We start from the raw sequence: 24,070 nt of genomic DNA on the forward strand, positions 1-24,070 counted from the left end.
GATTGGGTTACTTGCTCTGGGCCGCGCTCTCGGCCTTCGCCTTCTGCTTCCTTTTGCCATCTGCGGTGATGAAGTGAACGCCGGCCGTGGTGCCGTCGATCCAGATCAGCTCGCAGCGCCGGTAAGCCAATCCGGTCGACGACAGCAGCATGAAGAACTCCTTGGCCTGGAGCACGTCGAGCGTACCTTCGACCTCGACCTTTGCGCCGGTTTGCGACACGTCGAGCAGGACGCAGCTGCGTCGCCACGTACCATCCGAGCCCATCAGGTTGACGGGTTGCTTGTGATCCATCCTTACGCGAGCCGCCTTTCGACCGTCGAACTTCATTGGCTTTCCCCCATTGTCGCGCCGCGATCTCACCGACCGTTCGCTTTGGCGCTTGCCGCAATTTCCCCCCAGCGCACCGTCCATTGGCTGGTCGACAGAAGCAGTGTCTCGTAGATGTGGTGTGCGCGCTCGCGCTCGGCGAAGGAGAGCCGCGTGCCGTTGCGGTTGCTCAGGATCGCAAGCGTAGTCGCCCAGTTCAGCCGCGACGCCCGGCAGGCCATCACCAGGCCCTCGCAATCGCCGTCGGCCATGATGCGCTCGACGACCTCGATCGGAGCGCCTGACAGCACCGACAGCGCCGTGAACAGGCTGGCGGTCTCGCCGCGGATCGCGAAGCGGTTCACCGTGGAATCGTTGAGCTTGCCGACGCGGTTGAGCGCGACGATCTCCGGCCGTGCGCCGGCATAGTCGGCCGGGCAGGGTCGCGCTGGCGCGGCTGTTTGGGCGGGCGGCGCGGCGGACGCGTTGGGCTTGGCCGACGCCTTCTGGCCGGGTGGGGCGGAGAGCAGCTTCCGCACGACGAGGTCGGGCGTGCCGGGCCGCAGCACCAGCGCCTTCGCAATCTCGCCGTCCTCTTCAGCCTTGGCGATCAGCGCGGCGTAGGCAGCGTCGGAGAATTTGGTTCCGGGGTTCTTGATCAGCGCGAGGCAGATCGGGCCACCGCGCTGCACAAGTGCTTCGGTCACGACCGGCTCGATGTCGTCCCGGGCGGCGATCGCGCGTTGCTGCCGCTCGCCGCCGGAAGCCGCGACGGCCGCAAGATCGGAGGAGCCGAGCATCTGTGATTTGAGCAGAACGGGACATGCCACGTCCGGATCATTGTGCGCGGCAAGGCGCCGCAACGTCTCGGGCGGCGCCACCTTCAGCTCGGCAAGCGTGGTGCTGAGCTCGGCCAATGCGCGGGCCTCGACCCGCTCCGTCAATCGGAGCAGAACGCCGTCGACCACGTGGGCGAGCACTTCCTGCGACCGGTCGCAGCTGCCAGTGAGCAACTGCACAATGCCGGCGAGGATACGGCCGCAACGGTCAAGCGGACACGTTTCGACCGCCTGTTCCAATTCAACCAGAATATCTGCAGGCGAATTTGCCATCATGGCAGGAGCCTGTACTCAAAATGAACTTCGACTATTCAACGCCCCTGATTGCGCCGCACAGCGGTTAATTTGAAATTTAGACGTTGAACGCTGGGGTATTAATGCACCGTCGATGCAACCGGAATCGCTATCGAAATTCGGCGAGGCGAGTTGCGACGACTTGTCCTTTGAGATGGGACACTCGCCAATTGAAGCGTGACGAGTAGGATGATTCCTTCGCTTCTAACTGGGGAACCGAAAGGGGGAACTCAGATCGGCGGTATTGCCGGACGCGCGTCGGTCAGGACGCGACTTTTCATTTGTCATGAGCAGCATTGATGATGCGCCATTGCTAGCGCCAAAGATATTTCGGTTTTTCGACGTCGACGAGTTTCGCAGTTCGATACGCGGGCTGAACATCGAGTTCACGCCATTCGTGCGAAGGATTGCGACCGAGCAGATCATCCTGCACCTGCCCGGCTGCGACGTGAACGTCACGCGCGCGTTTCCGCGCGTCGTCGATGCGCAGCTCGTTGGCGATTGCACCGCGATCGGTTTCGCGATGGACGATCTCGACGTGCCCATTCGTTTCAACGGCGCGCAGCGCGATCGCGCGGTCATCGTCGTCGGCAGCAGCGGTGCGGCCTACACCACGATCGAGGAGGTTCAGCGTCAGATCGGCTCTGTCGTGTTCAGGCCGGAGGTGAAGGATCGTGGCTGGCCGGAAGCGAAGTCGAATTTCAAGCTGTTCGAGACCAGTGATCGCGCCCTGCATCGGCTGCGGCGAACCGTCACAGAGGTGGTCGCCGCTGCATCGGAGCCCGTCGATGCCGCCGAGGTGCCGATGAAGGCGGCCGCGATGAGGGAGTCCTTGCTCGCTGCCGTCGATGCGGCCATCGCCGACATCGTTCCGGCGCGATGGACGGTGTGGCCGAATGACACGCGCAACTTCAAGATCTTCCAGGATATCCGCGCGCTGCTCTCCGGCGATCTGTCTCAACCCATCTACACCGAGGACCTCGCGCGCAAGCTCGGCGTGCCGGTCCGCACCATGCATGACGTCGTCCGCCGCTATCGCGGCATGAGCCTGCATCGCTATTTGCGCCTGCGCCGGCTGTGGCTGGTGCGCCAGCGGCTGCTGGGCGGAGCCGACAGCGTCAAGGCCGTCGCGCTCGCCTTCGGCTTCTGGCATCTCAGCGACTTCTCCAGAAGCTATCGCAACCAGTTCGGCGAGACGCCGTCACAGACGCTGGAGCTCCGACGAAAACGATAGGCGGCCGCCGCGCCGTTTCGTGCTAACGTGCCGGTCATGAGCAACCGCATTCTCGTCCTCTACGGGTCCTACCGTTCCGACCGCATGGGCGTCCGCCTTGCGAATTTCGTCATCGAAGGCCTGCGCGGGCGCGGCGAGGAGGTCGAATTCATCGACGCCAAGGCGATCGGCCTGCCGATGCTCGACCGCATGTACAAGGAGTATCCCAAGGGCTCGGCTCCGGAGGCGCTGGAGAAGCTGGCCGGGCAGATCCGCGGCGCCGACGGTTTTGTCTTCGTGACCGGCGAGTATAATTGGGGCATCCAGCCCGGCCTGAAGAACCTCACCGATCATTTCCTGGAGGAGTGGTTCTGGCGGCCGGCCGCGATCGTGAGCTATTCCGCCGGCCGATTGTCCGGCGCGCGCGCCTCGACCGCCTGGCACGGCACGCTGTCGGAGATGGGCATGGTAGTGATCTCGAGCACCATCGGCGTAGGCCCGATCGCGCAGACGCTGTCGGCCGAGAGCGAGCCGATCGGCGAGGGCGGCAAGGCGCTGGAACGGTCGTTCCCGCGCTTTGCCGACGATCTCACATGGTGGATCGAGGCGGCGAAAGCGCAGCGGGCTCGGAAGGCGCCGCCTTACTAAGCCGCACGGACCTCGCTGAGGAAGCGGTCGAACTGGCCGGCGAGGTCGCGCGACTGGGTCGAGAGTTGCTCGGCGGCGCCCAGCACTTCGCTGGCGGCCGCGCCGGTGTCGTCGGCGGCGCGCTGCACGCCTGAAATGTTGGTGTTGACCTCCTGGGTGCCGCGAGCGGCCTCCTGGACGCTGCGGGCGATCTCCTTGGTCGCAGAGCCCTGTTCCTCGATCGCGGCGGCAATCGCGGTGCCGATCTGGTCGATCTCGGCGATGACGTCGGCGACGTTGCGGATCGCGGCCACGGTCTCGTCGCTCGCGGCCTGGATCGCCGTGATCTGCTCGGAGATCTCGGTCGTCGCCTTGGCAGTCTGGCCGGCCAGGGATTTCACCTCGGACGCTACCACGGCAAAGCCGCGGCCGGCATCGCCGGCGCGGGCGGCCTCGATCGTGGCGTTGAGAGCAAGCAGATTGGTCTGCTCGGCGATGCTCTGGATCAGCGTGACGACGTCGCCGATCTTTTGCGCGCCCTCGGCGAGCGCACGCGCGGTGTCGCCGGTGCGGCGGGCATTGTCGACGGCGCGGGCCGCGATCTCGGTGCTCTGCGCGACCTGACGGCCGATCTCGGTGATCGAGGAGGTCAGCTCTTCGGTGGCGCTGGCGACCGTCTGCACGTTGGTCGAGGTCTGCTGCGACGCAGCGGCGACAACGGCGGCCTGGCTGTTGGTCTGGGCTGCGGTCGAGGTCATCGACTGCGCCGTGCTTTCCATGGTGGAGGAGGCACGCGAGAGGCCGCCGACGAGTTCGGTGACCTTGGCCTCGAAAGAGCGCGTGAGCTCGTCGAGCGCCTGCGCGCGGCGCATCTTGCCGTCGTTCTCGGCCTGCTTCTCGGCGGCGAGGCGGTCAGCGCGGATCATGTTGTCCTTGAAGACCTGGACGGCCGCCGCCATCGCCCCGATCTCGTCGGAGCGCGCGGCGCCGGGGATCTCTTCGGCAACCTCGCCGTCGGCCAGCCGCGACATCCGCGTCGTCAGATTGACGATCGGGGCGCAGACGCGGCGTCGGACCGTCACGATGAGGCCGGCGCTGGCGATCAGCACGGCGAGGAGGCCCACGAGGGCGATGGTGAAGCTGGTGCGCGCCGCGGAAGATGCGCCGGCGAGGATCTGCTCGGCGTTGTCGTAGAAGGCATCGCGGACCTCGATAATGGTGCTGAGGCCGCGCTGGGTGGCGGTGTAATAGGTGTCCACATCGTGTTCGTACTTGCCGGTAACCGCACCTTCCTTGGCCAGCTTGAGCTCGCGGCCGAACTCCTCGACATAGATCGTGTTGAACTTCTCCAGCGCCGCGGCGACGTTCGCCGGTGTAGCTGGATTGCCGCGCAATTCCAGCAGCGATATCACGATCTGGTCGTTGCGCCCTTGCGAGCGGCCGATGTCCGCCTTCTCGGCGTCGGTCGCCGGCTTCTTGCCGCCGACGAGGTTCTTGTGCAGGCTGGAATTGAAGCCGCCGACGTCGCGCAGCGTCATGGCGATGTTGGCGTAGCTGGCCTGCCGATAGGCGTCGCCGTTGAGGATCGCCATGCGGCGGACCTGCTCGTTGAGCAGCGCAGTCACGCCGCCGTTGAGCACGGCATTGTCGGCGACGATCTTCTTGGCTGCGTCCTTGCGCGCCTCGGCCGGGCCGGCCAGCGCCTTGTCGATGGCCTCACGCAGTGCCGTGAACTTCGCATTGATGCCGTCGATATTGCTGCCGATGGTGGCGCCGTCGTCGAACGGGCCGGGCAGCTCCTTGCGCAGCGCGTTCATCTTGTCGCGCGCCCCATCGGTCGACTTGCGCAACTTGTCCTGCTCGGCAAGCAGCGCGGGATCGATGGTCGCGGGCCCGTAGAGGATGTTGGTGGAATAGCCCCGTTCGGGGTTGAGATAGCGCGGGATGTCGCTGACGGCCCGGACGATCGCAAGCCGGCCCTGCGCCTCGGTGATCCGCTCCATGGTCTGGTATTTGGTCACGGCAACGTAGACGGCGAGGCCGCCGCCGACGGTCGACAACGAGACGATGGCGGTGGTCAGCAGCGTACCGATTTTCATGGGCATTCCGGCAATTGCACAGCGGGAGAAAGATATTCTCCGAAAAATAGGCGGGCCGTCTTAATCGCCGGTTTACGCTGGCGGCCGCCATGCTCGGCCCGCATGCGTCCATTCGTCCAATGCGCCCTTCCGATGGCAACGCTCTAGGCGTAGGTCGCGCTCACGGTTCCGAACGGGCCGAAATCGGCGACGTACGTCTCGCCCGCCTTCGGCCGCAGCATGCCGGTGAGTGTGCCGGTGCTGATGGTCTGTCCGGCCTTGAGACCAATTCTGCTTCGCGACAGCTCGTTGGCGAGCCAGGTTAGCGGCACCAGCGGATGATCGATCGCCTCCGCCGCGCTGCCGCGGCGCCTTTCCACGCCATTGCAATTGAGCACGACCCCCTGATTCGCGATGTCGCGGCTGCGCCAGTCGGCGATGGGCTCTCCGAGCACGATCGTTCCCGATCCCGCGCCGTCGGCCAGGATCGCCGGCATCGGTGGAAACGCCGCGTCATGGACGAAGCGGCATTCGGCGAGCTCGATGCCGGGATGCAGCGAGGCGACGGCATCGCCGATCTCTTCGACAGTGTAGGGCTTGGAGCGTGGCGGCAGGTCGGCGCCGAGGCGTGCCTGATACTCGACCTCCGGAATCGGGCTGCACTGCCTGGCATGCGCGACGCTCGCGGGCGAGGTCTTGATCAGCGGCGCGAACACCCGCCCATAGATCGGCGAGGAGGTGCGAAGCTGGCGCTGGAGCCCGGGCTTCATGCCGGCGATCTTCCAGCCGACGACGGCCCAGCCCAACTCCTCTTCCACCATCTGCGCGACGCGGTACGCCGTGTCGGGATCCGGCGGCACAAGATGCGCATCGAGGCCGCTTTGCTGCCGGCTCTCGCGTCGCAGGCTGGCGAGACGGCGTGCGAGCTCGCGTTCGCGGGACAGATCCATCGGTGCGTCTCCATTCTATCCGGCTGTGCGGGCGAGTGCGGTCGACAGCACTGTCTCCAGTTCGTCCTGAACCTGATCGAGCGCCTCAGCACTGCGATTGGCGCGGCACATCGCGACCGTGCCTTCGATCGAGGTCACGACGAGCGTGGCAAGCCGCTCCGCCCGCTCCGCAGCCAGCCCTTCGCGCAGCAAGGCCGCGCGCATGATCTGCCGCCACTCGACGAACACGCCGTCGGCGAGACCGAGCAGATGCTGCTGCGCCGCCTCGTCGTCCTTGTCGGAGGCTTCGCCGACATAGCGGTCGACGGCGACGGCGAGCACCGGGCAGCCGGCCTCGAACCCGGTCGCTTCCAGCCGGCGGCGCCACGATGCGACGAAAGCCTTGAGGCCACCGATCACGCCGTGCTGGTTCATGGCCTTCTCCAGGGGAATGGACACCTGCTTGCCCGCGAAGGTCACGGCCTCGGCGATCAATTGCCGTTTGCCGTCCGGAAAATGGTGGCTGATCGATCCGCGCGGCGTGGCGGTATGGCGCACGACGTCGCGCATGCTGGTGGCGTTGACGCCGCGGCGGCTCATCAGGTCGGCGGCGCCGGCGATCATCTTGTCGCGGGTGGTGGCGGTGGTCATCGGGAGTTCCACAATTGGCTGCCCACCATCTAGACTATGACGCTTGACATAGGCAAGCCGCGCTGAAATATGACGATCGTCATAGTCGTGCAGAGGTGCCAGCTTGACCATCATCACCGTGACCGCGTCGGCCGGACGGCTTGGCCTGCCGCAACGCCGGCTTCTTGCGGAAAGCCTGACCGACGCCGTGCTTGAGCCCGAAGTCGGTCAGCACGCGCCGGCGGCGCGAATGGGTTTTCAGGTGCATTTCCACGACCTGCCGCCCGACTGCATGGCAATCGGCGGCCGACTGCTGTCCGACCAGGACCAACCGCGCGACATCATCACCGTCAATATCGCGGTGATGAATGCGGCCTGGCCTGCAGAGGTGCGTGCGGAGGTGATCCGCAACGTGCTGGCGCGGCTTGCGGAAGCCTGCGGGATGCCGGCGCCATCGCCGACCTGGTGGGTCAATTTCGAGATCATCGACGAGGGCAGCTGGGGATCGCGGGGCGGGGTGCTGTCGATCCTCCAGCTCCTCGACTCCGGCGTGTTCACGCCGGCGCGGATCGAGGCGATCCGCGCGGCGATTCAGTCGCCGGCCTGACTTGCTGCCAACATCAACAATCCGGAGAGAAGCACATGAGCGAAGGTCAGATCCGCACCGAGGTGCACGGCCACGTCTTCAAGATCATCATCGACAACGCTGCGAAGAAGAACGCGTTCACCCCGGTGATGATGGAGCAATTGTCCGATGCGCTCACCGAGCTGCACGACAACGAGGCCTACCGCGTCGGCGTGATCTGCGCCGAAGGGAGGGATTTTACGGCTGGTCTCGACATGCCCAGATTCTTTGGACCGACCGCGGAGAAGCGCAACATCAAAGAGGGCAACGTCGATCCGTTCGGGCTGGCCAAGCGCTGCCGCAAGCCGATCGTGACAGCCGTGCAGGGCATCGTCTTCACCATCGGCATCGAGCTGATGCTCGCCGGCGACATCGTGGTCGCGGCCGGCGATGCGCGCTTCTGCCAGATGGAGGCGAAGCGCGGCATCGCGCCGCTGGGCGGCGCGCATTTCCGCTTCCTCTCTCGCGCCGGCTGGGGCAATGCGATGTATCATCTGTTCCTGTGCGACGAGTTTTCGGCCGAGCGCGCCCACGCGATCGGCCTCGTCCAGGAGATCGTGGCGCCGGGAGAACAGGTCGAGCGGGCGATGGCGCTCGCTGCCATCATCTCGCGCAACGCACCGCTCGGCATCCAGGTGACCAAGGAAGCGGCGGCGAAATATATCGAAGGCGGCGAAGCGGCTGCGATCGCCTACATCCCGAAAATCCGCGACCGCGTGCTCGGCAGCGCCGATGCGAGGGAAGGCATCCAGTCCTTCATCGAGCGTCGCGCGGCCGTCTTCCAGGGCCGCTGATCGCAGGCGGCTACGCCGGCCGGTCGAGCTTCGACAGGATCTCAAGCGTTGCGCCGTCGCGCTGGCCTGCGAAATACCGCCCGAGCGCCTCGCCGAAAACGGGCTGATCGGACACCGCGCCGAACAGCGTCATCGAGGAGCGGAATTTGGCATCATCCGGCGCGCCGAGGATGGCGTTGATGGTGCGCCCCTCGACGGCGAGGACGAGGCGCGTGCATTCGATCAGGCGCGGGCCGAGAGTGGGGTGGGCGAGATAGGCCTCGGCCTCCGCCCGCGAGCCGATCGCATAGCGCTGCGACATGGCACTGAAGCCGAGGCCGGCGATTTGCGGGAAGACGAACCACATCCAGTGGCTCTGCTTCCGCCCCCGGGCCAGCTCCTCCCGGACGGCGCGAAAAACCGGGTCCTGGGCTCGGACGAAGCGCTCTAGATCGAAAGGATCGGTCATAGGATACCTTGGGATGCCTTGACGGGCCCTTGCCGGCCGCGATTATGCCTAACTTTTGGCTCCTGATGTAGTCAAACGCCGTAACTATTTGATTTCAATCTATCTTTTTTCGGGCGTCTTGTCTCGGGCTAACCGTGGGCTAACGAGGTGGCAGGAACGGAGAGAAAAACTAGACCGCCTTCAGCGAACGCGGGCGGCCCGGCTTTCGAGTTGCTGCGCGAGCCCGCACCGCTTGCGCCAGCGCCGACTTCGGGTCGCGCAAATCCCGCTGCCACGCGATCACTTCGTCCTTGAACCACAGCTTGCGGTGAGGCGTGATCGCCTCTCCCTGCGGAAACAGTCCGTCCCGTTCCAGCCGGAACAGGGTCGAACGGCTGATGGGGATGAGCGCGAGCACCTGCTCGGCGGTGAGCATCTCGCGCACGATTTCCTGCACGTCAGTCATTGTCGGCCTCCTGTTTGTTCTTCTTTCGGAGGGCGCGCAGATCACCGATGCGGACCATGCTGTCGAGGCGCTCGGCCTCGTCGGCCACGGTCAGCATCCAGCGGTGCGCCCAGCCCTGGGTGTAGGAGCAGTGCGGGCAGCGCCAGCCATGGCGGGTGGCGACCAGAGCGCGGTCCTTGTCGCGCATGCCGCTGTGGTTCGGGCAGGTGAACGGGTGGAACAGGCGCAGGGCCTGGAAGCGGTTGAGCGCCTCCACCTGGGCGTCGGTCCACGGGGCCTCGGTGCGCTCAGCCATGCTTGATGACCTCCCGGCCGCGCTCGGTGATGACGTAACGGATCGGGTCGAACCGGCGGCGCGCCGGGGGGGTGCCGACGAGCCCGCGGCGCACCAGGGCGACGCGGACATAGCCCTCCGGGCCGCCGTCCGCCTCGGCGGGGGCGTTGAGGCGAAACCAGTTCAGCGCCTGCCGCTCCTCCAGGCTGAGCGGCGACGGGGGGACGGGGCTGCTCATGGCCGCACCACGCGCTCGGCGATGCTGCCGATGATGCTGGCGAGCTGCTTGGCCTGTTCATTGACCTCCATGCAGACCGCCACCTGCTGGTTCAGCGTGTCCTTGGCGGCGGCGCCGCTCATCAAGAGCTGCTTCTCCAGCGTGTCGAGCTGGACGCGCAGCTCGGCGATCTGCAGGCAGACGGTCTGCACGACGTTGTCGACGACGGACGAGATCGCGTCGCGCTGCGGCGCGCCGTAAGCGGGCGGCGCCACGGGCTCGGCCGGTTTCAGCTGGGCTGCGGCATCGATCCGGTCGCGGATCGCGGCAAGGTGGTCGCGTTGGCTGTCGGTCAATGGTTGGGCAAGGCGCGCATCGGGCATGGGCGGGCTCTCATCTCCGGAGGAAAGGAGAGGCAGCCTATGCGTACATAGTACGTCCAGCAAGCAGTTATTGCGCTGTTGACTAGCCACTCCCAGGCAAAACCATTAGGCCGGGTCAACGGGAGAAGATTCTTCGTGACAGTTCCCCACGACGGCCTACACTCCGCCTCCTGCCCTGGGGGGATCGTTCAGGAAATCGGGCAAGTGGCGCTGCCCAGCGTAGCGGGGAAGTGGAATGCTCATGTTTGATCCCGACTACAAGCGGATCGAATTGGCGACTTACATTTGTTGCATGTTGCCGAAGGACGTGACTGAGGCCGTCGCAGTGCTCTCACTGGCGACCCAGTTGGCGCCGACCATCCTGACAAGCAAGGAAGCTCAGCTGAACGAGATGAAAGCGCTGGACAGGCAGGCCGCGAGCTAGGAGCGCTTGCGCCCGCGGCTCTTGGTCTTTGGAGCCGCCGTCGCTCGCTTCGGAAGAGGCTTCGCCGGAGCCTGCTGCAGTATGTGCTGGCGGGCCTTTTGCTGCTGGCGCTCTAGCGCCTCGATGGCTCTGATCTGTTCGAGATAGTACGTCGACAGATTGCCGACCTTGCCGAACCAGAGCCACTCGATGCTCATGCCGTCCAATTGCGTCATGATCATCATGGCGACGTGACGGGGGACCGGATAACCCTGCTCGTAGTTGTTCCATCGCTTGGCATCGAGGCCGAGGCGCGCAGCAAAATCCTGCTGATTTTCCCCGCTCACGATCTGCCGCAGCATTCGCAAACGCTTTTTGTAGGCCTCGATGTCGAAGCCGAAATCGTCGAGCCCTTCTAGCTTCCTGACCAAGCGCTATTCCCGCAATCAATGATTGGAATTTAAAACCTCTGCACGAGCTGCCCATGGCCCGCCTTCAGCAGGTTGTAGCTTGTGCGCAAAAAAATCAAGCCCCGCGCGCAGTGGCCACTTGCGGGCCGCAATTTGTTCGATAACCTAACCCTACAAATTACTCTCGATGATCAGTGTGTAGGCTCACCTATGAAGCATCTGACCACTGCGCGCGAGGTCGTCGAGCACCTCGGCGGCCTGGAGCGCGTCTGCGAGCTGACGCAGGCCAAGAGCAAGACCGCCTATAACTGGCCGACCCGCGCCAAGTCATTCCCGGCCTCGACCTATGTCGTGATGCAGCGTGCGCTGCGCCGTCGCAACGCGAGCGCGCCCGCGCATCTGTGGAACCAGCGCGGCGTCTAGGGGAGGGCGGCTCATGGGCGACCCATCCGTTCTTCCCGATGACGTGCCCGCCTTCCGCGTGCTCGACCGCAGGCCGCCGGAGCTGCACGAGATCGCGCTCGCCGCCTGCAACTATTATCGCGTCGGCCTCCATCCGGGGCTGAAGCTCAAGCACATCCGCGGGCTCATTGTGGTGCTGGCGCGCCGCTACACGCGCGCCTCGTTCCCCGCCATCGCCGCGGTGCTCGGCTGCAGCGAGAGCAATGCCGCCAGCATGGGCACCAAGATGAGCGGCAAGCTCGATGTCATCGAGCAGCTCCGCGACGACCGCGACGTCATCGAGCGTCGGATTGCCGACATCGTGCTCGCGCGCAGTGGAGGGTGGCATGGCTGACAACGTCGTCAGGCTCACGCCGATCAGCCACACGCAGCGCCTGCTGCGCGTGGCGATGGATGCCCAGTTTCTCGTCGAGAACTTGACCGCGCAGGAGGCCGCCTCCTTCCGCATGGCCATCGAGGACGCGCGCGACAACCTCTCCCGCCTGAGCGACCGTGCAGAAGGAAAATACTGATGAAGCCGCATGAAGTCGACGCGCTGCGCCTGGAGATCGAGAAGCTGGCCCGCGACTATCCCGAGATCGCCGAGGACGAGGTGTTGCGCGCGGACATGCTCGACGCCGATACCTCGCTCGTGGACGTGCTCACCGCGCTGATCCGCCTGGGCGAGGATGCCCGCACGCTGCGCGACGGCACCAAGCAGCAGCAGGAGAACTTGAAGGCGCGGGCCGACCGGTTCGGCCGCCGCTTGGAATTCACCCGCGCGCTGATGCTGTCCATCCTCAACGCCGCCGCCTTGCGCAAGGTCGAGCTGCCGGAGGCGACCGTCTATTTGCGCAACAACCCGCAGCAGCTGATCGGCGAGCCCGATGCAGACGCGCTGCCGGACGAATTCGTGAAAATCAAACGGACGGCGGATCGCGCGGCGATCAAGGCGGCGTTGCAGGCCGGGCGCGAATTGCCCGGCCTGCAGCTCTCCAATGCGTCGCCCTCGATCATGGTGATGGTGAAGTGATGTTCGACGACGAGATCAAGGCCGCGCTCGACGCGCCACTCAACCGCGCCCATGTCAAGGAGCGCGAGCAGGGCGGGCGAAAGCTCTCCTACATCGAGGGCTGGGTCGCCATCGCCGAAGCCAATCGCATTTTCGGATTTGATGGCTGGACCCGCGAGACCATCGATCTCAAATGCGTTGCGGAGAACGCGCGCGAGATCGGCCGCGACAAGGTGCCGGGCTTCGGGGTGACCTACAACGCCAGGGTCCGCGTCACGGTCGGCCGCGTGGTGCGCGAGGGCAGCGGCTCCGGCCACGGCATCGACCGTGACCTCGGCCTCGCGCATGAGAGCGCGCTGAAGGAGGCCGAGACCGACGCGATGAAGCGCGCCTTCATGACGTTCGGCAACGTGTTCGGTCTCGCGCTCTACGACAAGACGCAGAGCAACGTCGTCGACGAGGCCGAGCTGCGGCGGCAGGTCGAGATGGCGGCGAAGCGGACCTCGTTCCTCGAACACTACAAGTCGTCCATCGACGACTACACCGACAAGACCAAGCTGCTGACATGGTGGAACAGCGATGCGCAGAAGGCGGCGCGGCGCAATTACGAGCTGAGCTACGACGACGTTGAAATGTTGAAGGCGCGCGTGCGCCAGAAAGCGGAGGCGCTCGATGCCTGAGTTCGATCTGGAGAAGTCGCAGATGCTGCGCGACGCGGGGATGGCGCTGGTGATGGACCACAATCAGACCTTCAAAACGCAGTTCGAGCGCTTCATCGATTATTTGCCGCGCGGCTGGACCGGCACCTGCGAGGACATTCGCAGGGACTGGATCGGCATCGTGCCACACCGCAATGCCTGGGGCGCCTGCTGGAACGCGGCCAAGAAGCGCGGCCAGCTCGTCGAGCTGCCGATCAGGGTGGCGATGACGGCGAGTAGGTCGCACGGGCGGCGCACCAACCTGCATCGGAAAGTGTGATGAGCAAAGAGCTGAAGGGTGCGCTGTTCTTCTCTGATCAGCCGCCGCACGTCACCGGCTTTCTGGTGATCGCAGGCACCGAATACGAGATCGCGGGCTGGAAGGCCAGTGAGGTGCGCGCCGAGATCACGGCGCGCAAGCGTGGCGTGCGCCAGGAGCCGGAGCAGGAAGACATCTTCGGCGGCAGCCGCGATGCCGACACCGCCCAGGAGCGCGACAAATGGGCTGCGCTCGGCCCGACAAAGCAGGCGGGCATCCGCTGCAAGGAGCCGGTGTTCTGGCGCTTCCTTGAGGAGGAGCACCGCTACAGGGACGTGACGTGCGAGCAGCACGCCGCCGATTGCGTGCGTCATCACTGCGGCATCGCCAGCCGCAGCGATCTCGGCAAGCCGGGCCGATCCGAAGAGCGCAAGCGCTGGCACCGGCTCGACAATCAATTCGAGGCGTGGCGCATCGCCGAGAATGCATAACCCAGCGGGAGGACAGGCCCATGACGAAGCAGACGAAGCAGGTAGCGACGCAGGATCAGGTCATCGAGATTTATGAGGAGCTGAAGCTTGTCCTCAAGAGGACCGGGGAGAAGACGTGCGAGTACCTCAACGGCAACACCGACGCCACCGTCGCAGCCAAGCTGGGGGTCGGCGTGCAGTCCGTCACCAGCATTCGCACCAAGCGGTTCGGCACGTTCTTTGAGCGCGGCGACACGCCGCCCGGCGGCACCGTCATCGGGGCGCTGCGGGACGAGGTCGCCGCCTTGCGCCGCGAGCTTTCGGAGCTGCGCCAAGCGGTCGTCGAAATACTGCCGCGCTACAACAAGCTGATCGACACGCTGGTGCTGCCGCCGCATAGCGTCAGCGTGCGGCACCTCAAGGTGCCGACCAATGACAAGCCGCCAGCCCCGCGCGCGTGACGACATGAAGAAGCGATGGTCGATCTGGGTCCGCGAATACGGCAGCGACCACGACGTCGAGCTGATGCAGCTCGACGGCGACCCTGCGCCCGTGGTGAAGGGGCTGCACGCCAAGTCGATCACGATCCAGAAGAGCCTATTTGAGCCGGGCAAACGCAGAAGCAAGATTCCGCGCTACACCTTCGTGCGCGTGGTCGACAACAGTGCAGGCGAGTGATGGTGAAGCTTCCATGGTTTCCAATCCATGTTGGCGACTATCTGGCCGACACTGGGCATCTCTCTCCCGCGCAGCACGGCGCCTACATGCTGCTGTTGCTTCATTCGTGGAAGACCGGCGCGCTGGCCGATGACGACGAGCAGCTCGCCAACATCACGCGCATGACGGCTGACGAGTGGCGCGCAAACCGCGCGACGCTGTTGCGCTTCTTCCACAAGGACTGCAATGAGGGCTGGCGCAGCGCGCGCCTGGAGCACGAGCGGCAGCGCGCTCAGGAGACGTCCCAGCGCCGTTCCCTGGCCGGATCGAAGGGCGGAACGAAGTCCGCGATGAACCGGCTCCTCAAAAAGTAAGCAATGCTGCAGCCCGGCTATAGCCCGGCTTTCGTTTTGCTGCAGCTCGGCTCAACCACCTACACCTACACTTTTAATAACTACTACCTTCTCTGTAGCTGCGCGCGCGAAGGGCTTGCCGGTGTGGAAACTGTGGATATAGCGTGCCACGCATTCTCGCCGGAGATCGCTGATGGACACGATGCTCGACGACGCAGGACCAACGCCCGAACGCCTGCACAAGGCCGGACAATTTTTCACCGTCGCCGGGCGCGCGCGATCCAGCCGCAAGGTGACCATGCTCGACGACGCGCTGGGCAAGGCGTGGCTGCGCCAGATCATCTCGGCCCAGGAATACTCGGCGCTGCGCCGTTACGCGCTGCACTGGGTCGCTGGCGGGCTGCAGGGGCCACTCGGGAGTGTCGACCTCAATCGCATCTACGCCTTCGACCCCAGCAGCATGACCGGGCTGGCCAGGAGCGAGGCGCAGCTCGATCACAAGCGGACCTACTACGCCGCCAAGCAGGCCATCGGCTTCAACCCGTCATTCGTCGCCGATCAGGTGGCGTGCTTCGGCCGCGGTCTGCAGGAGACGGGGATGTCGATGGGGTTTAGGTCGCCCTATCGCGCCAGGGAGCGCGCCGCGGAATATCTGTCGAGTGCGGGGGCGGGGCTTTCGAAGTTTTTCGAGACGCTGCGCGGTTGACCAAAGGGGCGATCTGCGCGATCTTTTCGTTATCTATCCTACATGCGCCTCTTAATTCGACGTAGGGCGGCGGCGCAGGAGGTGTGTATGTCTTTTGACCCGATGGCCGCCGCCCTCGACTGGCTCGATGCCTACCGCGCGGGCGATATCGAAACGCTACTCGAAATGTACGCCAAAGATGCCCTGGTCTACTGCGATTGTGACCAATTGGCGATCTCCGGCAGAGAAAACCTGCGTGTCTATTGGACCAACCATCTGCAGGAACACCCAGCTGCCGAACTGGACAATCTTCGGCTCTCGCACGGTGTCGCAATGATCTCGTACGTCAGCGGGGAAAACATACTGCAGGCGGTCTTGGACTTTAATGATGCCGGTAAAATCAGGACACTGAGCTGCCGTCCAACACAGCGGGCTTCGTTCGGCTCCTGCTAAGACCTCCGGCCTAGCGCGCTCCGCTTGCTCAATTGAGCTTCATTCGCGGCTGAGGAGCCCGAAGAACAGTATCTGGCGAGCGCAGGGGCGGGAGCTGGCGGCGTTCTTTGACACGCTGAAGCGTTGACCGATGGGACGTTTTGCGCGATCAATCTGCTATCGATCCGCCGTACGTCTCTGCTCAAGTTTCCCTTGCGCTCCGGGCCGCTCGGCAGATGGATTGAAGAGCCCCCGGCGCCGCCCGCCGGGGGTTTGACATTTGAGTGCCCGCTCAGCAGCTCAATCGCGCCCTGTGTTCGGCCTCTTCGCGCTTTACCCGCGCTGATGCTTCCAGATTTCGTTTGTGCCCCTCGCGCGCAGCTCGTCTGTCAGGCGCCTCGACCCACAGATAGACCGCAAAGCAAAGCGCAAACAGCGTGACTGGCCAGTATTCAATCAACAGCACCATGATGGTGATGGCCGTGGCGATGATCATGCTCATGGGCGCAGCTCCTCGGGCTTGGTGCCGGTGTCGAGCATCAGATTGACCAGCATGGCGATGTGGCGCGGCACCTCGGCCTCGCCTGAAATCCATTTACGCACCTGCCGGTCGCCGCAGCCGATGGTCTCGGAGAAGGCGAGCGAGCGGGCGCGCACGCTGGCGGGGTTGTCGTAGAGCTGGCTGAGGGCAGCATCGAGCTGCGCGCCGTCCATGGCTTTAGGCGGCTTCGGCGACATTGACCTCTCCCTGGAGGCGATTGACGAGGCGGACGACGGTGGAGCTGCGCCACTCGCCGCCGGTGACGGACTTGATGCCGCGCGCGTTCAGCTCGGCGGCGATTTTGCGCGACGACAGGCCGAGCAGCGGCTCGACGATGTCGCGCAGGTTCTCGGCAAAGGCCTGCGCCGCATCGGCGTTGGCTTTGGCCAGGGCGGCGTTGCCCAGCACCTGACCGCGGGCCTTGGCGGCCTGGAGCGCGGCCGAGGTGCGCGCGCGATGTCGTTGCGCTCCTTCTCGGCGATGGCGGCGTAGATGTGCAGCATGAACGGGTCGACGTTCGGGCCGAGGGCGGCGACGACGAACGGCACGCGCTGCGCCATTAGCGCGGAAATGAAAGCGACATCGCGCGACAAGCGGTCGAGCTTGGCAACCAGCACGGCGCACTTGAGCTTCTTCGCCTGCTTCAGCGCCGCGGCGAGCTGCGGCCGACGCTCCAGGGCATCAAACCCCTTGGCGGTCTCGACCTCCAGATATTCGGCGACAATCTCGTAGCCCTCGGCCGCGGCGAACCGCTCGTTGGCGGCGCGCTGAGCCTCCAAGCCGAGGCCGGAGCGGCCCTGGCTCTCACGCGACACGCGGATGTAGGAAATGATCTGCTTCGTCATGGCGGTCCCCCCTTGCGGCGAACCACCATATAGGCCTTTAAGACCTACACGTCAACAGATGGACCTTGTGTGCTTGATCGTCAGGCGGACCAGGGGCGAACGACTATTGTTCAGCGATCCAGGTCCGCACCGCGCGGCCACGCGCCCTCGACGACCCCGGCCATGCAGAGGGCAGCTGTTGACCGGGGCCGCGACCGGAGGTGCTTGGTCGGTCGGACCAAGCGAGTGCGAGGCTACTCCCATGCCGAAGGGCCGCTCTGTTCGCTTTAGCACTGTTCCCGGCAGGAATTCCGGACCGCCGTGGCCCGATTCACCTTTGTTATAGCCGGAACTGCAAATATCGGGAAAACTCGGCAAACCGGGGCTGGCGCATAGTTCACGTAGATCGTTTTCACCCGGGTCTTTCTTGGTATGACAGAGGCCGCAGCGATTGAGTTCGCTGCGGCCTTCGTCGTTGATCACTGTGGATGCGGGGAGCGTTGCTCGACACGCCATCCATCATCGCACCAGAGGACCAATGGCCCCGTTTAAGCAGACCACGATCCCGGCCCATTACCGGAACGGTCAGACCTTCGGTCGGCCCAGCCAGTACAAGCCGGAATATTGTGAGGTGGTGATTGAGTTCATGGGACAGGGCTACAGCCTAACGGCGTTTGCGGGCCATATCAGGCAGAGCAAGGACGCGGTGTATGATTGGATCAGGGCGCACGCGGACTTCAGCCACGCGGTGTCTCGCGCGCGGGCTGCGCGGATCGCGGCGCTGGAGGCCAAGCTGCTGCGCGCCAGGAAGGGCGCCGAGACCTCGGCCGCGGTGTTCGCGCTGAAGAACGCCGATCCCGAGGAGTGGCGCGACGTCCGCTCAGTCGACCATCAGCATAGCCTGAAGGCCGAACAGCTCACCGACGCCCAGCTCTACGCGATTGCGAGCCAGAAGGCCGGCGCACATGGCACGGTGATCGAGGGCGAGATCATCGAACGCTCGGAAACCGAGCTGGACTGACACACGCTGACGCACGTCAACGTGGGACAGCGAGCGAGATCGACAACATCTATGTCGGTACGCATCAGGCGTAACAAATGCGCTCGCATCGAAATTGTTGAGTCGCATCAGTGGGGTGGGCCTGTACCCCTCTGGCAGGGGTACCGGGGGGTGGGAAAATTCAGGCCAGGAAGCATGCTTTTCCTGACTTCCCCCTCGGCGTTAGCGGCTAGTTCAGGAAGTTCGGGGTGTCGCCCCCTCGACATCACCGGCAAGTTTCAAATCTTCGTCGGTCGGCTGGAGCCTCAAGCGCAGCGAGATGCGGAAGCATTCTTTTCCAGCGCTCCCCCCTGTCCCCCATAGTGCGTTGTGCTGAAAACCTGTCTACGAACCGGTGGTAGATCGTAACAGGCATTATGGTGTGATCACGCAGATCGCTGTTAGTTTATCAGCAAGGGAGCACCAACATGGTCGATCAACTCGTCGTCTACACGCTTCGCGGTGCGGATGATGAGTTCTGGATCGATGTGGCGGTGGAGGGGGTGCCTGCTGAGCCGATTGGGCCATTCGAGAGCCTCGATGAGGCGCAGGCTGCGTTCGGCGATCTCGTGGACATGATGCGCACCACCGGAGCGCAGGATATTCGCCCGTCCTAGCTCAGTGCGCCGATGCCCTCTTCGAACAGCATGAGTGTGTTAAGGTCCAAGGCTCGACCCCTCCACGCCGGGCCCGTTTTCCGACGCCCGTAGCCGCATCTCGGCCGCGAATTTTCTACCCTCACTCACCCATCTATCGAGCGGCCAGTCGTTGAGCGTTGCCACCTGCACCATCTTAGTACCGGTTAGCGGGTAGTCGTTGAATTCGAAATACCAACAACCTTTACCTTTGGCCCGATGCAGCTTCAAGCAGGGGTCGCCGATCAGGTGCACGACCGTGTTCGAGTTGAACATTGCAGTCCTCGCTGAAGAGTCAATTCAGCGGATCAAGGCGTAGCGTCTGGCCACAAAACAAGAAAGTTGCGAGGCCGTTCCACGTTCTGACGCCTCAGAAGGAAAATATCAGCCTGATCGCCAAGACGGCCGAAAACGCGCCAAGGGCTATGACAGCAATTTTGAAATGAAGATCATTATCCGACAGCGCCGTCAGCCCTCGCCACTGGCAGACCGGGGTAAAGCCGGTGGCTTTTGGAGAAAAACCACCGGCTGATCCGCCGATCAACACCATTCCAATGGCTGACAGCCTGAATAGTTGGCGCTGACGCGTCTGTCGGAATCCCGACAAACCGTGTCGGTTTAGTCGGACGTGTGGCCGACAAGCCACGTCACAGGAGACGCGCGGCGAGATGTCTGGCGACCACATCAAGGGCCTGCGGGATCTCCGGCGCGCCAACATGGGCGACATCACCGACATCACCGTCCAGCTGCTCGCCCGTCAGCTGATCGCGCTGAACGCCCGCGGTGAACCGCCGCCACCTCCACCCCCGCCACCGCCGAAGAAAAAGCGGGTTCGGCGCTGCTCGCCGACCTCGAAGGCCACGCTCCAGCCCTGGAAGGCGGACGGCGTCTCCAGGCGCACATGGTACCGGCGTCTCAAAAAAAGTTCCGCAAACCTGACCACGTAATCTTTACGTCAGGGGCGTTTTAGTGCAGCTTTCTGGTCAACTCGGTACCCATGTGAGAGGGACGGCTCCATGGCGGAAACGCTGGCTTCACTTCGCGCCGATCTGGATCGGGCTCTCACCCGCATCCGGTCCCTGGAAGAGATCGTCTTCCGCCTCAATCCCTCCGACAAGGAGGACGTGTTCGACACCATCGAGGCCGTCCGCACCTACCTTCGCAACGTCAAGGACTATGACGCGCTGTCGCCGCCTGCGGTGACGTTCCTGCGCGAGCGTCTGCCGGTCGATTGGCGCGATCTGGTGATCCGCCATGGCCACCCCATGGTGTTTGCGCTGCTCGCGCAAAATTTCAACATCATCGAAGCGCGACGGAGGCTGCGGTGAACACACTCCACTGTTCGCAAGGAGTGCCCGCGCGCGACCGCATGCGGTCATCCGCGCGATCTCGTCTGCCGGGTCGCCATGTCCGGCGACCGGAGGCATCATAAATCCGCGATGTCTGCTTCTCCCCCAACAGCGGCGGAATAGCAGACATCCTCCAACCGCTGCTTGGGGCCACTTGCGGAATTGAAGTGACTGAAGGTCTTCCACGATCTATAGTCGTGGCGCATGACCGCTGCAATCGATGAGAGCCGTTCCAGTCCCGTCAATCCATCCGAAAGAATCGGAAGCATCGATGCGCTTCGTGGCGTGGCGTTGCTCGGCGTCCTGGCTATCAATCTTGTCACCGAATTTCGTGTTTCCATTTTCGAGCAGTTCCTGCCCGCTGCACGGCCTGCAGCTCCGCTGGACCGGGCTGTCGAGACCGTCTTGATGCTGGCGGTCGACATGAAGGCTTTTGCGCTCTTCTCGTTGCTGTTCGGATTAGGCCTTGCAATTCAGTTCGAGCATCTTTCGACGAATCCGCATCGCGCACTTCTCTTGTTTCGTCGTCTGATCGTGTTGTTGGCGCTCGGATTCATTCACCTATGCCTCATTTGGAACGGTGACATTCTCACTGAATATGCAATCGCGGGCCTAATTTTTCTGCCATTCCTGTTTGGTCCCCGCTGGCTCTTGGCCAGCGGCGCGGCGACGTTCCTGGGACTGTATCTGGCGCTGCAGGTGTGGTCACCGCCTGGATTATTTCCGAGTTTTGCTGCAATCCAACGCGATGTGCAGGAAGCCAATCTCGTCTATGCGTTCGGCAGCTTCTGGGAGGTGATGACATTCCGGCTTCGCGAAATCCCTCTGATCGTTCCTCTGCACATCTACGTCTTCCCACGCACCATAGGGCTGTTCTTCCTTGCTGCGTTCATCTGGCGGAGTGACGTTGTACGAAAGCCAGACCGGGCGCTCCTATTCTCAACAGCGGTCGCATGCGTTGGTCTGGGCGCAGCTTTGATCTTTCTGAAAGTCAACGGCGTTTTAGCGAGCCGCAGTCTGGACGCGGTGGCCACACCCGCCGGCACGATCCTGCTCGCTCTCGGCTATGGTGCAACAATCGTCGCCGTAGCCGAACTAACGAGCGGAAAAACGCTGCTGGGTTGGGCTGTGCCGTTGGGCCGGATGGCATTCACGAACTACCTCGCTCAGTCCGTGATCTTCGGTTGGATTTTCTACGGATATGGCCTGGGCCAATTCGGGCGCCTCGGCGCGGCCGAGGCGCTGGCAATCGGAATTGCCGTGTACGTCGGCCAGGTATTCTTCAGCGCTTGGTGGCTAAGGCATTTTCGATATGGCCCGGTCGAATGGTTGTGGCGAAGGCTCATGTACGGCACGCAGCAGCCGATGGCTTTGAAAGGATCTACATCCGCTGTGAGACGGGGATGTAAGGTTTCAGGCTCCAGAACGCGATATCTAGGATGACCGCTTCAGGCCGGGCGGCGACTCCCATCCTGCGGAAAATTGCAAGATGTGCCGTCCATATTATGGGATTTGTAAATGTCCGCTAATGGGATGGTCCGGCCGTGCTCCGGCCCTGCCAGCACGAGAAGCTGGCAAGGGGCGCTCAAGACAAGGAGCACGCCATGTCTCAGAAACTCAACGCGGCGATCGCCGTGATCGGCATCGACATCGGCAAAAACTCGTTCCACATCGTGGGTCAGGATCACCGCGGTGCCATCGTGCTGCGGCAGAAGTGGTCGCGCGGCCAGGTGGAAACGCGGCTCGCCAACCTGCCGCCGTGCTTGATCGGTATGGAGGCCTGCGTAGGCGCCCATCATCTCAGCCGCAAACTCCAAGTACTTGGCCACGACGCCCGCCTGATGCCAGCGAAATACGTGCGCCCGTATTCGAAGGGACAGAAGAATGACTTCCGAGATGCGGAAGCCATCGCCGAGGCTGTCCAACGCCCGACCATGAAGTTCGTCGCGACCAAGACCGCCGATCAGCTCGACCTTCAGGCACTGCACCGCGTCCGCGATCGATTGGTCGGTCAGCGTACCGGCGCGATCAATCAGATCCGTGCGTTCCTGCTGGAACGGGGCATCGCCGTGCGGCAAGGCCCGCATTCCCTGCGGTTCGAGTTGCCAGGTATCTTGGCAACACGCACTGATGTGCTCTCGCCTCGCATGTTGCCCATCATCGAGGGTCTGGCGGAAGACTGGCGCCGGCTGGATGAGCGTATCGAGGGTCTATCTGGCGAGATCGAAACACTAGCCCGTCAAGATAGGGCCTGCCAGCGACTGATGACGGTGCCTGGCATTGGCCCAATCATCTCGAGCGCAATGGTGGCTGCGATCGGCACCGGAGACGTGTTCTCGAAAGGCCGCGACTTCGGCGCCTGGCTTGGACTTGTTCCGAAGCAGATATCGACCGGCGACCGCACGATCCTCGGCAGTATATCAAGGCGCGGTAATCGCTACCTGCGCGCGCTGTTCGTGCAAGCCGCGTGGGTTGTTCTGGTAAAGGTCAAGTGCTGGGAGCGCTATGGCCTCAACTCTTGGATCGAAGCCGCCAAGAAGCGATTGCACCACAACGTGCTGGCGATTGCGCTCGCCAACAAGCTCGCCCGGATCGCCTGGGCGGTCCTCAACAAGGGACGCGCCTTCGCGTGCGTCAAGATGGAGGAGACGGTGTCCCGACCTGCTTGATCCTCGCGCCGTGCGCGGGGCCGTCAAGGCGCAGCCTGGCAGCAGGAGAGCAAGACGTCAGGACAGCACGACGGCCGGCTTTGACGGCCCCTTGCGCGCGGCGCGTCTGCGCGCGCAGGCCGGGACGAAGGAACGGCCGCCAGGCACGAACGAAGGAACAGCGCGAAGTGAGGAGCTATCGATGACGTAACAACCCTTACCCGCCGAGGTCTGCGAGAGGATGAGACGACGATGGAGAATCGGTCTTCCCGGCACATGTGAACCCTGGTGACCCAAATGGCCCGGTCGAGGCCTGTCCGCTAACCAGATCACATGCGCGCTGATATCCATGATGGCCCGGAGCACTGCGCTCCAAACAGAGGCCGGATACATTGATGCAAGACCGCATCTACCGGATCGTCGAAATCTTCTTGCACCCCACGGCCGGACCATACATACGGGTCAAAACCGGCAATGCTCTGATTGAGCAGAAACTTTCTGCTTAGACCCCGAAAGCCGACGAGAAAAACCGGAAAAGCTGATGCACGTCATCATCTGCGGAATCGTAACTTCAACAACCTCGACGCAGTGATGCGCTTCCTCGACATGCTGCACGCCGTCCACGGCTTCACTCTGGTGATCCATGGCGATGCAAAGGGCGCAGACTGGTGCGCCGACCGCTGGGCCACCAAAAATCGCCTCCCCATCGAGCGATTTCCCGCGCACTGGAAGCTCCATCACAACGGAGCTGGGCCGATCCGCAATCGGCAGATGCTCGATGAGGCCAAGCCGGGGCTGGTGATCGCGTTCCCCGGCGGCAGCGGCACCGCCGACATGATGAAGCAGGCGCGCGAGGCGGGCGTGCGCGTCATCGATCTCTCGAAAGAGCGGAACAGGATAGCAGTAACAGAGCAATGGCGGATCGCGACGAGAACGGGCGCTTTATCTCAAGCCGCGCCCAGCTCGGCCTCCCCGAAAATAACGACAGCAGGAGCGCAGCCGACCGCATCCGCGACCGCTATGGAGACTTCCGGCCGCTCGGAACGCTGAGCGCGCCGCTGAGCTTCGGCGACAAGGCGCTCGCCGCGGCCAAGGTGCCCGCGAAAATGGT

The 24,070-nt window shown here is 63.7% G+C and carries 41 protein-coding genes; 24 read left to right on the forward strand and 17 right to left on the reverse strand.

The window, feature by feature from the left end:
- Positions 1–7: 7 nt before the first annotated feature.
- A complete protein-coding gene (locus WN72_RS22265; protein ID WP_027557712.1) occupies positions 8–328 on the reverse strand; it encodes a PilZ domain-containing protein in 321 nt (106 codons plus the stop codon).
- A gap of 29 nt (positions 329–357) precedes the next feature.
- Positions 358–1,422, reverse strand: coding sequence for a DUF2336 domain-containing protein (locus tag WN72_RS22270; RefSeq protein WP_092220061.1), 1,065 nt, complete (start codon positions 1,420–1,422; stop codon positions 358–360).
- Positions 1,423–1,726: 304 nt separating this feature from the next.
- Between WN72_RS22270 and WN72_RS22275 the strand changes: the two genes are divergently transcribed.
- Together WN72_RS22275 and WN72_RS22280 are read left to right on the forward strand one after the other, a co-directional pair.
- Positions 1,727–2,674 (forward strand): helix-turn-helix domain-containing protein, encoded by a 948-nt coding sequence (locus WN72_RS22275; RefSeq protein ID WP_027557714.1) that lies wholly within the window; start codon positions 1,727–1,729, stop codon positions 2,672–2,674.
- A gap of 36 nt (positions 2,675–2,710) precedes the next feature.
- Positions 2,711–3,301: an NADPH-dependent FMN reductase gene (locus tag WN72_RS22280; protein WP_027557715.1), complete on the forward strand. Its 591-nt coding sequence runs from the start codon at positions 2,711–2,713 to the stop codon at positions 3,299–3,301.
- Here WN72_RS22280 and WN72_RS22285 read toward each other — a convergent pair.
- From WN72_RS22285 to WN72_RS22295, 3 genes are all read right to left on the reverse strand, one after another.
- The gene (locus tag WN72_RS22285) at positions 3,298–5,379 is read right to left on the reverse strand and encodes a methyl-accepting chemotaxis protein (RefSeq protein ID WP_092220058.1); all 2,082 of its coding nucleotides are present in this window, start codon (positions 5,377–5,379) and stop codon (positions 3,298–3,300) included. The two genes, WN72_RS22280 and WN72_RS22285, sit on opposite strands and share 4 nt — an antisense overlap.
- 143 nt (positions 5,380–5,522) lie before the next feature.
- Positions 5,523–6,308, reverse strand: a complete 786-nt coding sequence (locus tag WN72_RS22290) for a 2-keto-4-pentenoate hydratase (protein ID WP_027557717.1) — start codon at positions 6,306–6,308, stop codon at positions 5,523–5,525.
- Between the two features lie 15 nt (positions 6,309–6,323).
- On the reverse strand, positions 6,324–7,052 hold the full coding sequence (locus tag WN72_RS22295; protein WP_231164354.1) for a TetR/AcrR family transcriptional regulator: 729 nt from the start codon (positions 7,050–7,052) through the stop codon (positions 6,324–6,326).
- On the opposite strand from WN72_RS22295, the gene WN72_RS22300 reads away from it, so the two are divergent.
- Together WN72_RS22300 and WN72_RS22305 are read left to right on the forward strand one after the other, a co-directional pair.
- Complete coding sequence (locus tag WN72_RS22300; protein WP_027557719.1) at positions 7,042–7,524, forward strand: tautomerase family protein; 483 nt, start codon at positions 7,042–7,044, stop codon at positions 7,522–7,524. The genes WN72_RS22295 and WN72_RS22300 overlap by 11 nt on opposite strands.
- A gap of 35 nt (positions 7,525–7,559) precedes the next feature.
- A complete protein-coding gene (locus WN72_RS22305) occupies positions 7,560–8,336 on the forward strand; it encodes a crotonase/enoyl-CoA hydratase family protein (RefSeq protein ID WP_092220055.1) in 777 nt (258 codons plus the stop codon).
- Between the two features lie 10 nt (positions 8,337–8,346).
- Here WN72_RS22305 and WN72_RS22310 read toward each other — a convergent pair whose 3' ends face one another.
- The 5 genes from WN72_RS22310 to WN72_RS22330 form a co-directional block, all read right to left on the reverse strand.
- On the reverse strand, positions 8,347–8,784 hold the full coding sequence (locus WN72_RS22310) for a DUF1810 domain-containing protein (RefSeq protein WP_027557721.1): 438 nt from the start codon (positions 8,782–8,784) through the stop codon (positions 8,347–8,349).
- A gap of 169 nt (positions 8,785–8,953) precedes the next feature.
- Entirely contained in the window at positions 8,954–9,229 is a 276-nt protein-coding gene (locus WN72_RS22315) for a helix-turn-helix transcriptional regulator (protein WP_092220052.1), read from the reverse strand.
- Positions 9,222–9,524: a hypothetical protein gene (locus tag WN72_RS22320; RefSeq protein WP_092220049.1), complete on the reverse strand. Its 303-nt coding sequence runs from the start codon at positions 9,522–9,524 to the stop codon at positions 9,222–9,224. Before WN72_RS22320 ends, WN72_RS22315 begins: the two co-directional genes overlap by 8 nt.
- A complete protein-coding gene (locus tag WN72_RS22325; protein WP_092220047.1) occupies positions 9,517–9,741 on the reverse strand; it encodes a hypothetical protein in 225 nt (74 codons plus the stop codon). The genes WN72_RS22320 and WN72_RS22325 overlap by 8 nt, the downstream gene beginning before the upstream one ends.
- Positions 9,738–10,103 (reverse strand): hypothetical protein, encoded by a 366-nt coding sequence (locus WN72_RS22330; RefSeq protein ID WP_092220044.1) that lies wholly within the window; start codon positions 10,101–10,103, stop codon positions 9,738–9,740. Before WN72_RS22330 ends, WN72_RS22325 begins: the two co-directional genes overlap by 4 nt.
- A 241-nt stretch (positions 10,104–10,344) precedes the next feature.
- Between WN72_RS22330 and WN72_RS22335 the strand changes: the two genes are divergently transcribed.
- Complete coding sequence (locus tag WN72_RS22335) at positions 10,345–10,527, forward strand: hypothetical protein (RefSeq protein ID WP_092220042.1); 183 nt, start codon at positions 10,345–10,347, stop codon at positions 10,525–10,527.
- Here the strand turns inward: WN72_RS22335 and WN72_RS22340 are convergent.
- Positions 10,524–10,868 carry a hypothetical protein gene (locus WN72_RS22340; RefSeq protein WP_143130827.1) on the reverse strand — a complete coding sequence of 115 codons (345 nt, stop codon included), beginning with the start codon at positions 10,866–10,868 and terminating at the stop codon, positions 10,524–10,526. The two genes, WN72_RS22335 and WN72_RS22340, sit on opposite strands and share 4 nt — an antisense overlap.
- Before the next feature lie 258 nt (positions 10,869–11,126).
- Between WN72_RS22340 and WN72_RS22345 the strand changes: the two genes are divergently transcribed.
- The 12 genes from WN72_RS22345 (at position 11,127) to WN72_RS22400 (ending at position 15,944) form a co-directional block, all read left to right on the forward strand.
- On the forward strand, positions 11,127–11,339 hold the full coding sequence (locus WN72_RS22345) for a hypothetical protein (protein ID WP_092220037.1): 213 nt from the start codon (positions 11,127–11,129) through the stop codon (positions 11,337–11,339).
- A gap of 13 nt (positions 11,340–11,352) precedes the next feature.
- Positions 11,353–11,712 carry a hypothetical protein gene (locus tag WN72_RS22350; RefSeq protein WP_092220035.1) on the forward strand — a complete coding sequence of 120 codons (360 nt, stop codon included), beginning with the start codon at positions 11,353–11,355 and terminating at the stop codon, positions 11,710–11,712.
- Positions 11,705–11,890, forward strand: coding sequence for a hypothetical protein (locus WN72_RS22355; RefSeq protein ID WP_092220033.1), 186 nt, complete (start codon positions 11,705–11,707; stop codon positions 11,888–11,890). Before WN72_RS22350 ends, WN72_RS22355 begins: the two co-directional genes overlap by 8 nt.
- Complete coding sequence (locus WN72_RS22360) at positions 11,890–12,390, forward strand: siphovirus Gp157 family protein (protein WP_092220031.1); 501 nt, start codon at positions 11,890–11,892, stop codon at positions 12,388–12,390. The genes WN72_RS22355 and WN72_RS22360 overlap by 1 nt, the downstream gene beginning before the upstream one ends.
- Complete coding sequence (locus tag WN72_RS22365; protein ID WP_092220029.1) at positions 12,390–13,049, forward strand: RAD52 family DNA repair protein; 660 nt, start codon at positions 12,390–12,392, stop codon at positions 13,047–13,049. The genes WN72_RS22360 and WN72_RS22365 overlap by 1 nt, the downstream gene beginning before the upstream one ends.
- Complete coding sequence (locus WN72_RS22370; protein WP_092220027.1) at positions 13,042–13,347, forward strand: hypothetical protein; 306 nt, start codon at positions 13,042–13,044, stop codon at positions 13,345–13,347. Before WN72_RS22365 ends, WN72_RS22370 begins: the two co-directional genes overlap by 8 nt.
- Positions 13,347–13,817 (forward strand): hypothetical protein, encoded by a 471-nt coding sequence (locus tag WN72_RS22375; protein ID WP_092220025.1) that lies wholly within the window; start codon positions 13,347–13,349, stop codon positions 13,815–13,817. Before WN72_RS22370 ends, WN72_RS22375 begins: the two co-directional genes overlap by 1 nt.
- A 20-nt stretch (positions 13,818–13,837) precedes the next feature.
- Complete coding sequence (locus WN72_RS22380; protein WP_092220023.1) at positions 13,838–14,257, forward strand: hypothetical protein; 420 nt, start codon at positions 13,838–13,840, stop codon at positions 14,255–14,257.
- Positions 14,229–14,474, forward strand: coding sequence for a hypothetical protein (locus WN72_RS22385; protein WP_143130826.1), 246 nt, complete (start codon positions 14,229–14,231; stop codon positions 14,472–14,474). The genes WN72_RS22380 and WN72_RS22385 overlap by 29 nt, the downstream gene beginning before the upstream one ends.
- A complete protein-coding gene (locus tag WN72_RS22390; protein ID WP_092220019.1) occupies positions 14,474–14,827 on the forward strand; it encodes a YdaU family protein in 354 nt (117 codons plus the stop codon). Before WN72_RS22385 ends, WN72_RS22390 begins: the two co-directional genes overlap by 1 nt.
- 172 nt (positions 14,828–14,999) lie before the next feature.
- On the forward strand, positions 15,000–15,512 hold the full coding sequence (locus WN72_RS22395; RefSeq protein ID WP_092220017.1) for a hypothetical protein: 513 nt from the start codon (positions 15,000–15,002) through the stop codon (positions 15,510–15,512).
- 87 nt (positions 15,513–15,599) lie between these two features.
- Positions 15,600–15,944 (forward strand): nuclear transport factor 2 family protein, encoded by a 345-nt coding sequence (locus WN72_RS22400; RefSeq protein ID WP_092220115.1) that lies wholly within the window; start codon positions 15,600–15,602, stop codon positions 15,942–15,944.
- A gap of 271 nt (positions 15,945–16,215) precedes the next feature.
- Here WN72_RS22400 and WN72_RS22405 read toward each other — a convergent pair whose 3' ends face one another.
- From WN72_RS22405 to WN72_RS22415, 4 genes are read right to left on the reverse strand one after another with little or no spacing between them, the layout of a single operon-like run.
- Complete coding sequence (locus WN72_RS22405) at positions 16,216–16,425, reverse strand: hypothetical protein (protein ID WP_092220014.1); 210 nt, start codon at positions 16,423–16,425, stop codon at positions 16,216–16,218.
- Positions 16,422–16,661, reverse strand: a complete 240-nt coding sequence (locus WN72_RS22410) for a hypothetical protein (protein ID WP_092220012.1) — start codon at positions 16,659–16,661, stop codon at positions 16,422–16,424. Before WN72_RS22410 ends, WN72_RS22405 begins: the two co-directional genes overlap by 4 nt.
- Entirely contained in the window at positions 16,642–16,809 is a 168-nt protein-coding gene (locus tag WN72_RS47630) for a recombinase family protein (RefSeq protein WP_347341972.1), read from the reverse strand. Before WN72_RS47630 ends, WN72_RS22410 begins: the two co-directional genes overlap by 20 nt.
- Positions 16,749–17,309 carry a recombinase family protein gene (locus WN72_RS22415; protein WP_347337499.1) on the reverse strand — a complete coding sequence of 187 codons (561 nt, stop codon included), beginning with the start codon at positions 17,307–17,309 and terminating at the stop codon, positions 16,749–16,751. Before WN72_RS22415 ends, WN72_RS47630 begins: the two co-directional genes overlap by 61 nt.
- 517 nt (positions 17,310–17,826) lie before the next feature.
- On the opposite strand from WN72_RS22415, the gene WN72_RS22420 reads away from it, so the two are divergent.
- On the forward strand, positions 17,827–18,309 hold the full coding sequence (locus WN72_RS22420) for a hypothetical protein (RefSeq protein WP_092220010.1): 483 nt from the start codon (positions 17,827–17,829) through the stop codon (positions 18,307–18,309).
- A gap of 446 nt (positions 18,310–18,755) precedes the next feature.
- On the forward strand, positions 18,756–18,944 hold the full coding sequence (locus tag WN72_RS22425) for a hypothetical protein (RefSeq protein WP_092220008.1): 189 nt from the start codon (positions 18,756–18,758) through the stop codon (positions 18,942–18,944).
- 39 nt (positions 18,945–18,983) lie between these two features.
- On the opposite strand, the gene WN72_RS22430 is transcribed toward WN72_RS22425, so the two are convergent.
- Both WN72_RS22430 and WN72_RS22435 read right to left on the reverse strand, forming a co-directional pair.
- Complete coding sequence (locus tag WN72_RS22430; protein ID WP_092220005.1) at positions 18,984–19,238, reverse strand: hypothetical protein; 255 nt, start codon at positions 19,236–19,238, stop codon at positions 18,984–18,986.
- Positions 19,239–19,332: 94 nt separating this feature from the next.
- A complete protein-coding gene (locus WN72_RS22435) occupies positions 19,333–19,512 on the reverse strand; it encodes a hypothetical protein (protein WP_092220003.1) in 180 nt (59 codons plus the stop codon).
- 118 nt (positions 19,513–19,630) lie between these two features.
- On the opposite strand from WN72_RS22435, the gene WN72_RS22440 reads away from it, so the two are divergent.
- From WN72_RS22440 to WN72_RS22460, 5 genes are all read left to right on the forward strand, one after another.
- Positions 19,631–19,909 carry a hypothetical protein gene (locus WN72_RS22440; RefSeq protein WP_092220001.1) on the forward strand — a complete coding sequence of 93 codons (279 nt, stop codon included), beginning with the start codon at positions 19,631–19,633 and terminating at the stop codon, positions 19,907–19,909.
- Positions 19,910–19,978: 69 nt separating this feature from the next.
- Positions 19,979–20,290 (forward strand): hypothetical protein, encoded by a 312-nt coding sequence (locus WN72_RS22445; RefSeq protein WP_092219999.1) that lies wholly within the window; start codon positions 19,979–19,981, stop codon positions 20,288–20,290.
- Between the two features lie 225 nt (positions 20,291–20,515).
- A complete protein-coding gene (locus WN72_RS22450) occupies positions 20,516–21,754 on the forward strand; it encodes a DUF418 domain-containing protein (RefSeq protein ID WP_194483031.1) in 1,239 nt (412 codons plus the stop codon).
- A gap of 161 nt (positions 21,755–21,915) precedes the next feature.
- Complete coding sequence (locus WN72_RS22455; protein ID WP_194482925.1) at positions 21,916–22,980, forward strand: IS110 family RNA-guided transposase; 1,065 nt, start codon at positions 21,916–21,918, stop codon at positions 22,978–22,980.
- A 570-nt stretch (positions 22,981–23,550) separates the two neighbouring features.
- On the forward strand, positions 23,551–24,009 hold the full coding sequence (locus tag WN72_RS22460; protein WP_092220230.1) for an SLOG family protein: 459 nt from the start codon (positions 23,551–23,553) through the stop codon (positions 24,007–24,009).
- The last annotated feature ends 61 nt before the right edge of the window (positions 24,010–24,070 follow it).

This window comes from Bradyrhizobium arachidis (genome assembly GCF_015291705.1).
GTDB classification, from domain to species: domain Bacteria; phylum Pseudomonadota; class Alphaproteobacteria; order Rhizobiales; family Xanthobacteraceae; genus Bradyrhizobium; species Bradyrhizobium arachidis.

Coding starts and splice junctions, on each gene's coding strand:
- WN72_RS22265 (WP_027557712.1), bottom strand. CDS start 328: ATGAAGTTCGACGGTCGAAAGGCGGCTCGCGTAAGGATGGATCACAAG.
- WN72_RS22270 (WP_092220061.1), bottom strand. CDS start 1,422: ATGATGGCAAATTCGCCTGCAGATATTCTGGTTGAATTGGAACAGGCG.
- WN72_RS22275 (WP_027557714.1), top strand. CDS start 1,727: ATGAGCAGCATTGATGATGCGCCATTGCTAGCGCCAAAGATATTTCGG.
- WN72_RS22280 (WP_027557715.1), top strand. CDS start 2,711: ATGAGCAACCGCATTCTCGTCCTCTACGGGTCCTACCGTTCCGACCGC.
- WN72_RS22285 (WP_092220058.1), bottom strand. CDS start 5,379: ATGAAAATCGGTACGCTGCTGACCACCGCCATCGTCTCGTTGTCGACC.
- WN72_RS22290 (WP_027557717.1), bottom strand. CDS start 6,308: ATGGATCTGTCCCGCGAACGCGAGCTCGCACGCCGTCTCGCCAGCCTG.
- WN72_RS22295 (WP_231164354.1), bottom strand. CDS start 7,052: ATGATGGTCAAGCTGGCACCTCTGCACGACTATGACGATCGTCATATT.
- WN72_RS22305 (WP_092220055.1), top strand. CDS start 7,560: ATGAGCGAAGGTCAGATCCGCACCGAGGTGCACGGCCACGTCTTCAAG.
- WN72_RS22310 (WP_027557721.1), bottom strand. CDS start 8,784: ATGACCGATCCTTTCGATCTAGAGCGCTTCGTCCGAGCCCAGGACCCG.
- WN72_RS22315 (WP_092220052.1), bottom strand. CDS start 9,229: ATGACTGACGTGCAGGAAATCGTGCGCGAGATGCTCACCGCCGAGCAG.
- WN72_RS22320 (WP_092220049.1), bottom strand. CDS start 9,524: ATGGCTGAGCGCACCGAGGCCCCGTGGACCGACGCCCAGGTGGAGGCG.
- WN72_RS22325 (WP_092220047.1), bottom strand. CDS start 9,741: ATGAGCAGCCCCGTCCCCCCGTCGCCGCTCAGCCTGGAGGAGCGGCAG.
- WN72_RS22330 (WP_092220044.1), bottom strand. CDS start 10,103: ATGCCCGATGCGCGCCTTGCCCAACCATTGACCGACAGCCAACGCGAC.
- WN72_RS22335 (WP_092220042.1), top strand. CDS start 10,345: ATGTTTGATCCCGACTACAAGCGGATCGAATTGGCGACTTACATTTGT.
- WN72_RS22340 (WP_143130827.1), bottom strand. CDS start 10,868: ATGCTGCGGCAGATCGTGAGCGGGGAAAATCAGCAGGATTTTGCTGCG.
- WN72_RS22345 (WP_092220037.1), top strand. CDS start 11,127: ATGAAGCATCTGACCACTGCGCGCGAGGTCGTCGAGCACCTCGGCGGC.
- WN72_RS22350 (WP_092220035.1), top strand. CDS start 11,353: ATGGGCGACCCATCCGTTCTTCCCGATGACGTGCCCGCCTTCCGCGTG.
- WN72_RS22355 (WP_092220033.1), top strand. CDS start 11,705: ATGGCTGACAACGTCGTCAGGCTCACGCCGATCAGCCACACGCAGCGC.
- WN72_RS22360 (WP_092220031.1), top strand. CDS start 11,890: ATGAAGCCGCATGAAGTCGACGCGCTGCGCCTGGAGATCGAGAAGCTG.
- WN72_RS22365 (WP_092220029.1), top strand. CDS start 12,390: ATGTTCGACGACGAGATCAAGGCCGCGCTCGACGCGCCACTCAACCGC.
- WN72_RS22370 (WP_092220027.1), top strand. CDS start 13,042: ATGCCTGAGTTCGATCTGGAGAAGTCGCAGATGCTGCGCGACGCGGGG.
- WN72_RS22375 (WP_092220025.1), top strand. CDS start 13,347: ATGAGCAAAGAGCTGAAGGGTGCGCTGTTCTTCTCTGATCAGCCGCCG.
- WN72_RS22380 (WP_092220023.1), top strand. CDS start 13,838: ATGACGAAGCAGACGAAGCAGGTAGCGACGCAGGATCAGGTCATCGAG.
- WN72_RS22385 (WP_143130826.1), top strand. CDS start 14,229: ATGACAAGCCGCCAGCCCCGCGCGCGTGACGACATGAAGAAGCGATGG.
- WN72_RS22390 (WP_092220019.1), top strand. CDS start 14,474: ATGGTGAAGCTTCCATGGTTTCCAATCCATGTTGGCGACTATCTGGCC.
- WN72_RS22395 (WP_092220017.1), top strand. CDS start 15,000: ATGGACACGATGCTCGACGACGCAGGACCAACGCCCGAACGCCTGCAC.
- WN72_RS22400 (WP_092220115.1), top strand. CDS start 15,600: ATGTCTTTTGACCCGATGGCCGCCGCCCTCGACTGGCTCGATGCCTAC.
- WN72_RS22405 (WP_092220014.1), bottom strand. CDS start 16,425: ATGAGCATGATCATCGCCACGGCCATCACCATCATGGTGCTGTTGATT.
- WN72_RS22410 (WP_092220012.1), bottom strand. CDS start 16,661: ATGTCGCCGAAGCCGCCTAAAGCCATGGACGGCGCGCAGCTCGATGCT.
- WN72_RS22415 (WP_347337499.1), bottom strand. CDS start 17,309: ATGACGAAGCAGATCATTTCCTACATCCGCGTGTCGCGTGAGAGCCAG.
- WN72_RS22420 (WP_092220010.1), top strand. CDS start 17,827: ATGGCCCCGTTTAAGCAGACCACGATCCCGGCCCATTACCGGAACGGT.
- WN72_RS22425 (WP_092220008.1), top strand. CDS start 18,756: ATGGTCGATCAACTCGTCGTCTACACGCTTCGCGGTGCGGATGATGAG.
- WN72_RS22430 (WP_092220005.1), bottom strand. CDS start 19,238: ATGTTCAACTCGAACACGGTCGTGCACCTGATCGGCGACCCCTGCTTG.
- WN72_RS22435 (WP_092220003.1), bottom strand. CDS start 19,512: ATGGTGTTGATCGGCGGATCAGCCGGTGGTTTTTCTCCAAAAGCCACC.
- WN72_RS22440 (WP_092220001.1), top strand. CDS start 19,631: ATGTCTGGCGACCACATCAAGGGCCTGCGGGATCTCCGGCGCGCCAAC.
- WN72_RS22445 (WP_092219999.1), top strand. CDS start 19,979: ATGGCGGAAACGCTGGCTTCACTTCGCGCCGATCTGGATCGGGCTCTC.
- WN72_RS22450 (WP_194483031.1), top strand. CDS start 20,516: ATGACCGCTGCAATCGATGAGAGCCGTTCCAGTCCCGTCAATCCATCC.
- WN72_RS22455 (WP_194482925.1), top strand. CDS start 21,916: ATGTCTCAGAAACTCAACGCGGCGATCGCCGTGATCGGCATCGACATC.
- WN72_RS22460 (WP_092220230.1), top strand. CDS start 23,551: ATGCGCTTCCTCGACATGCTGCACGCCGTCCACGGCTTCACTCTGGTG.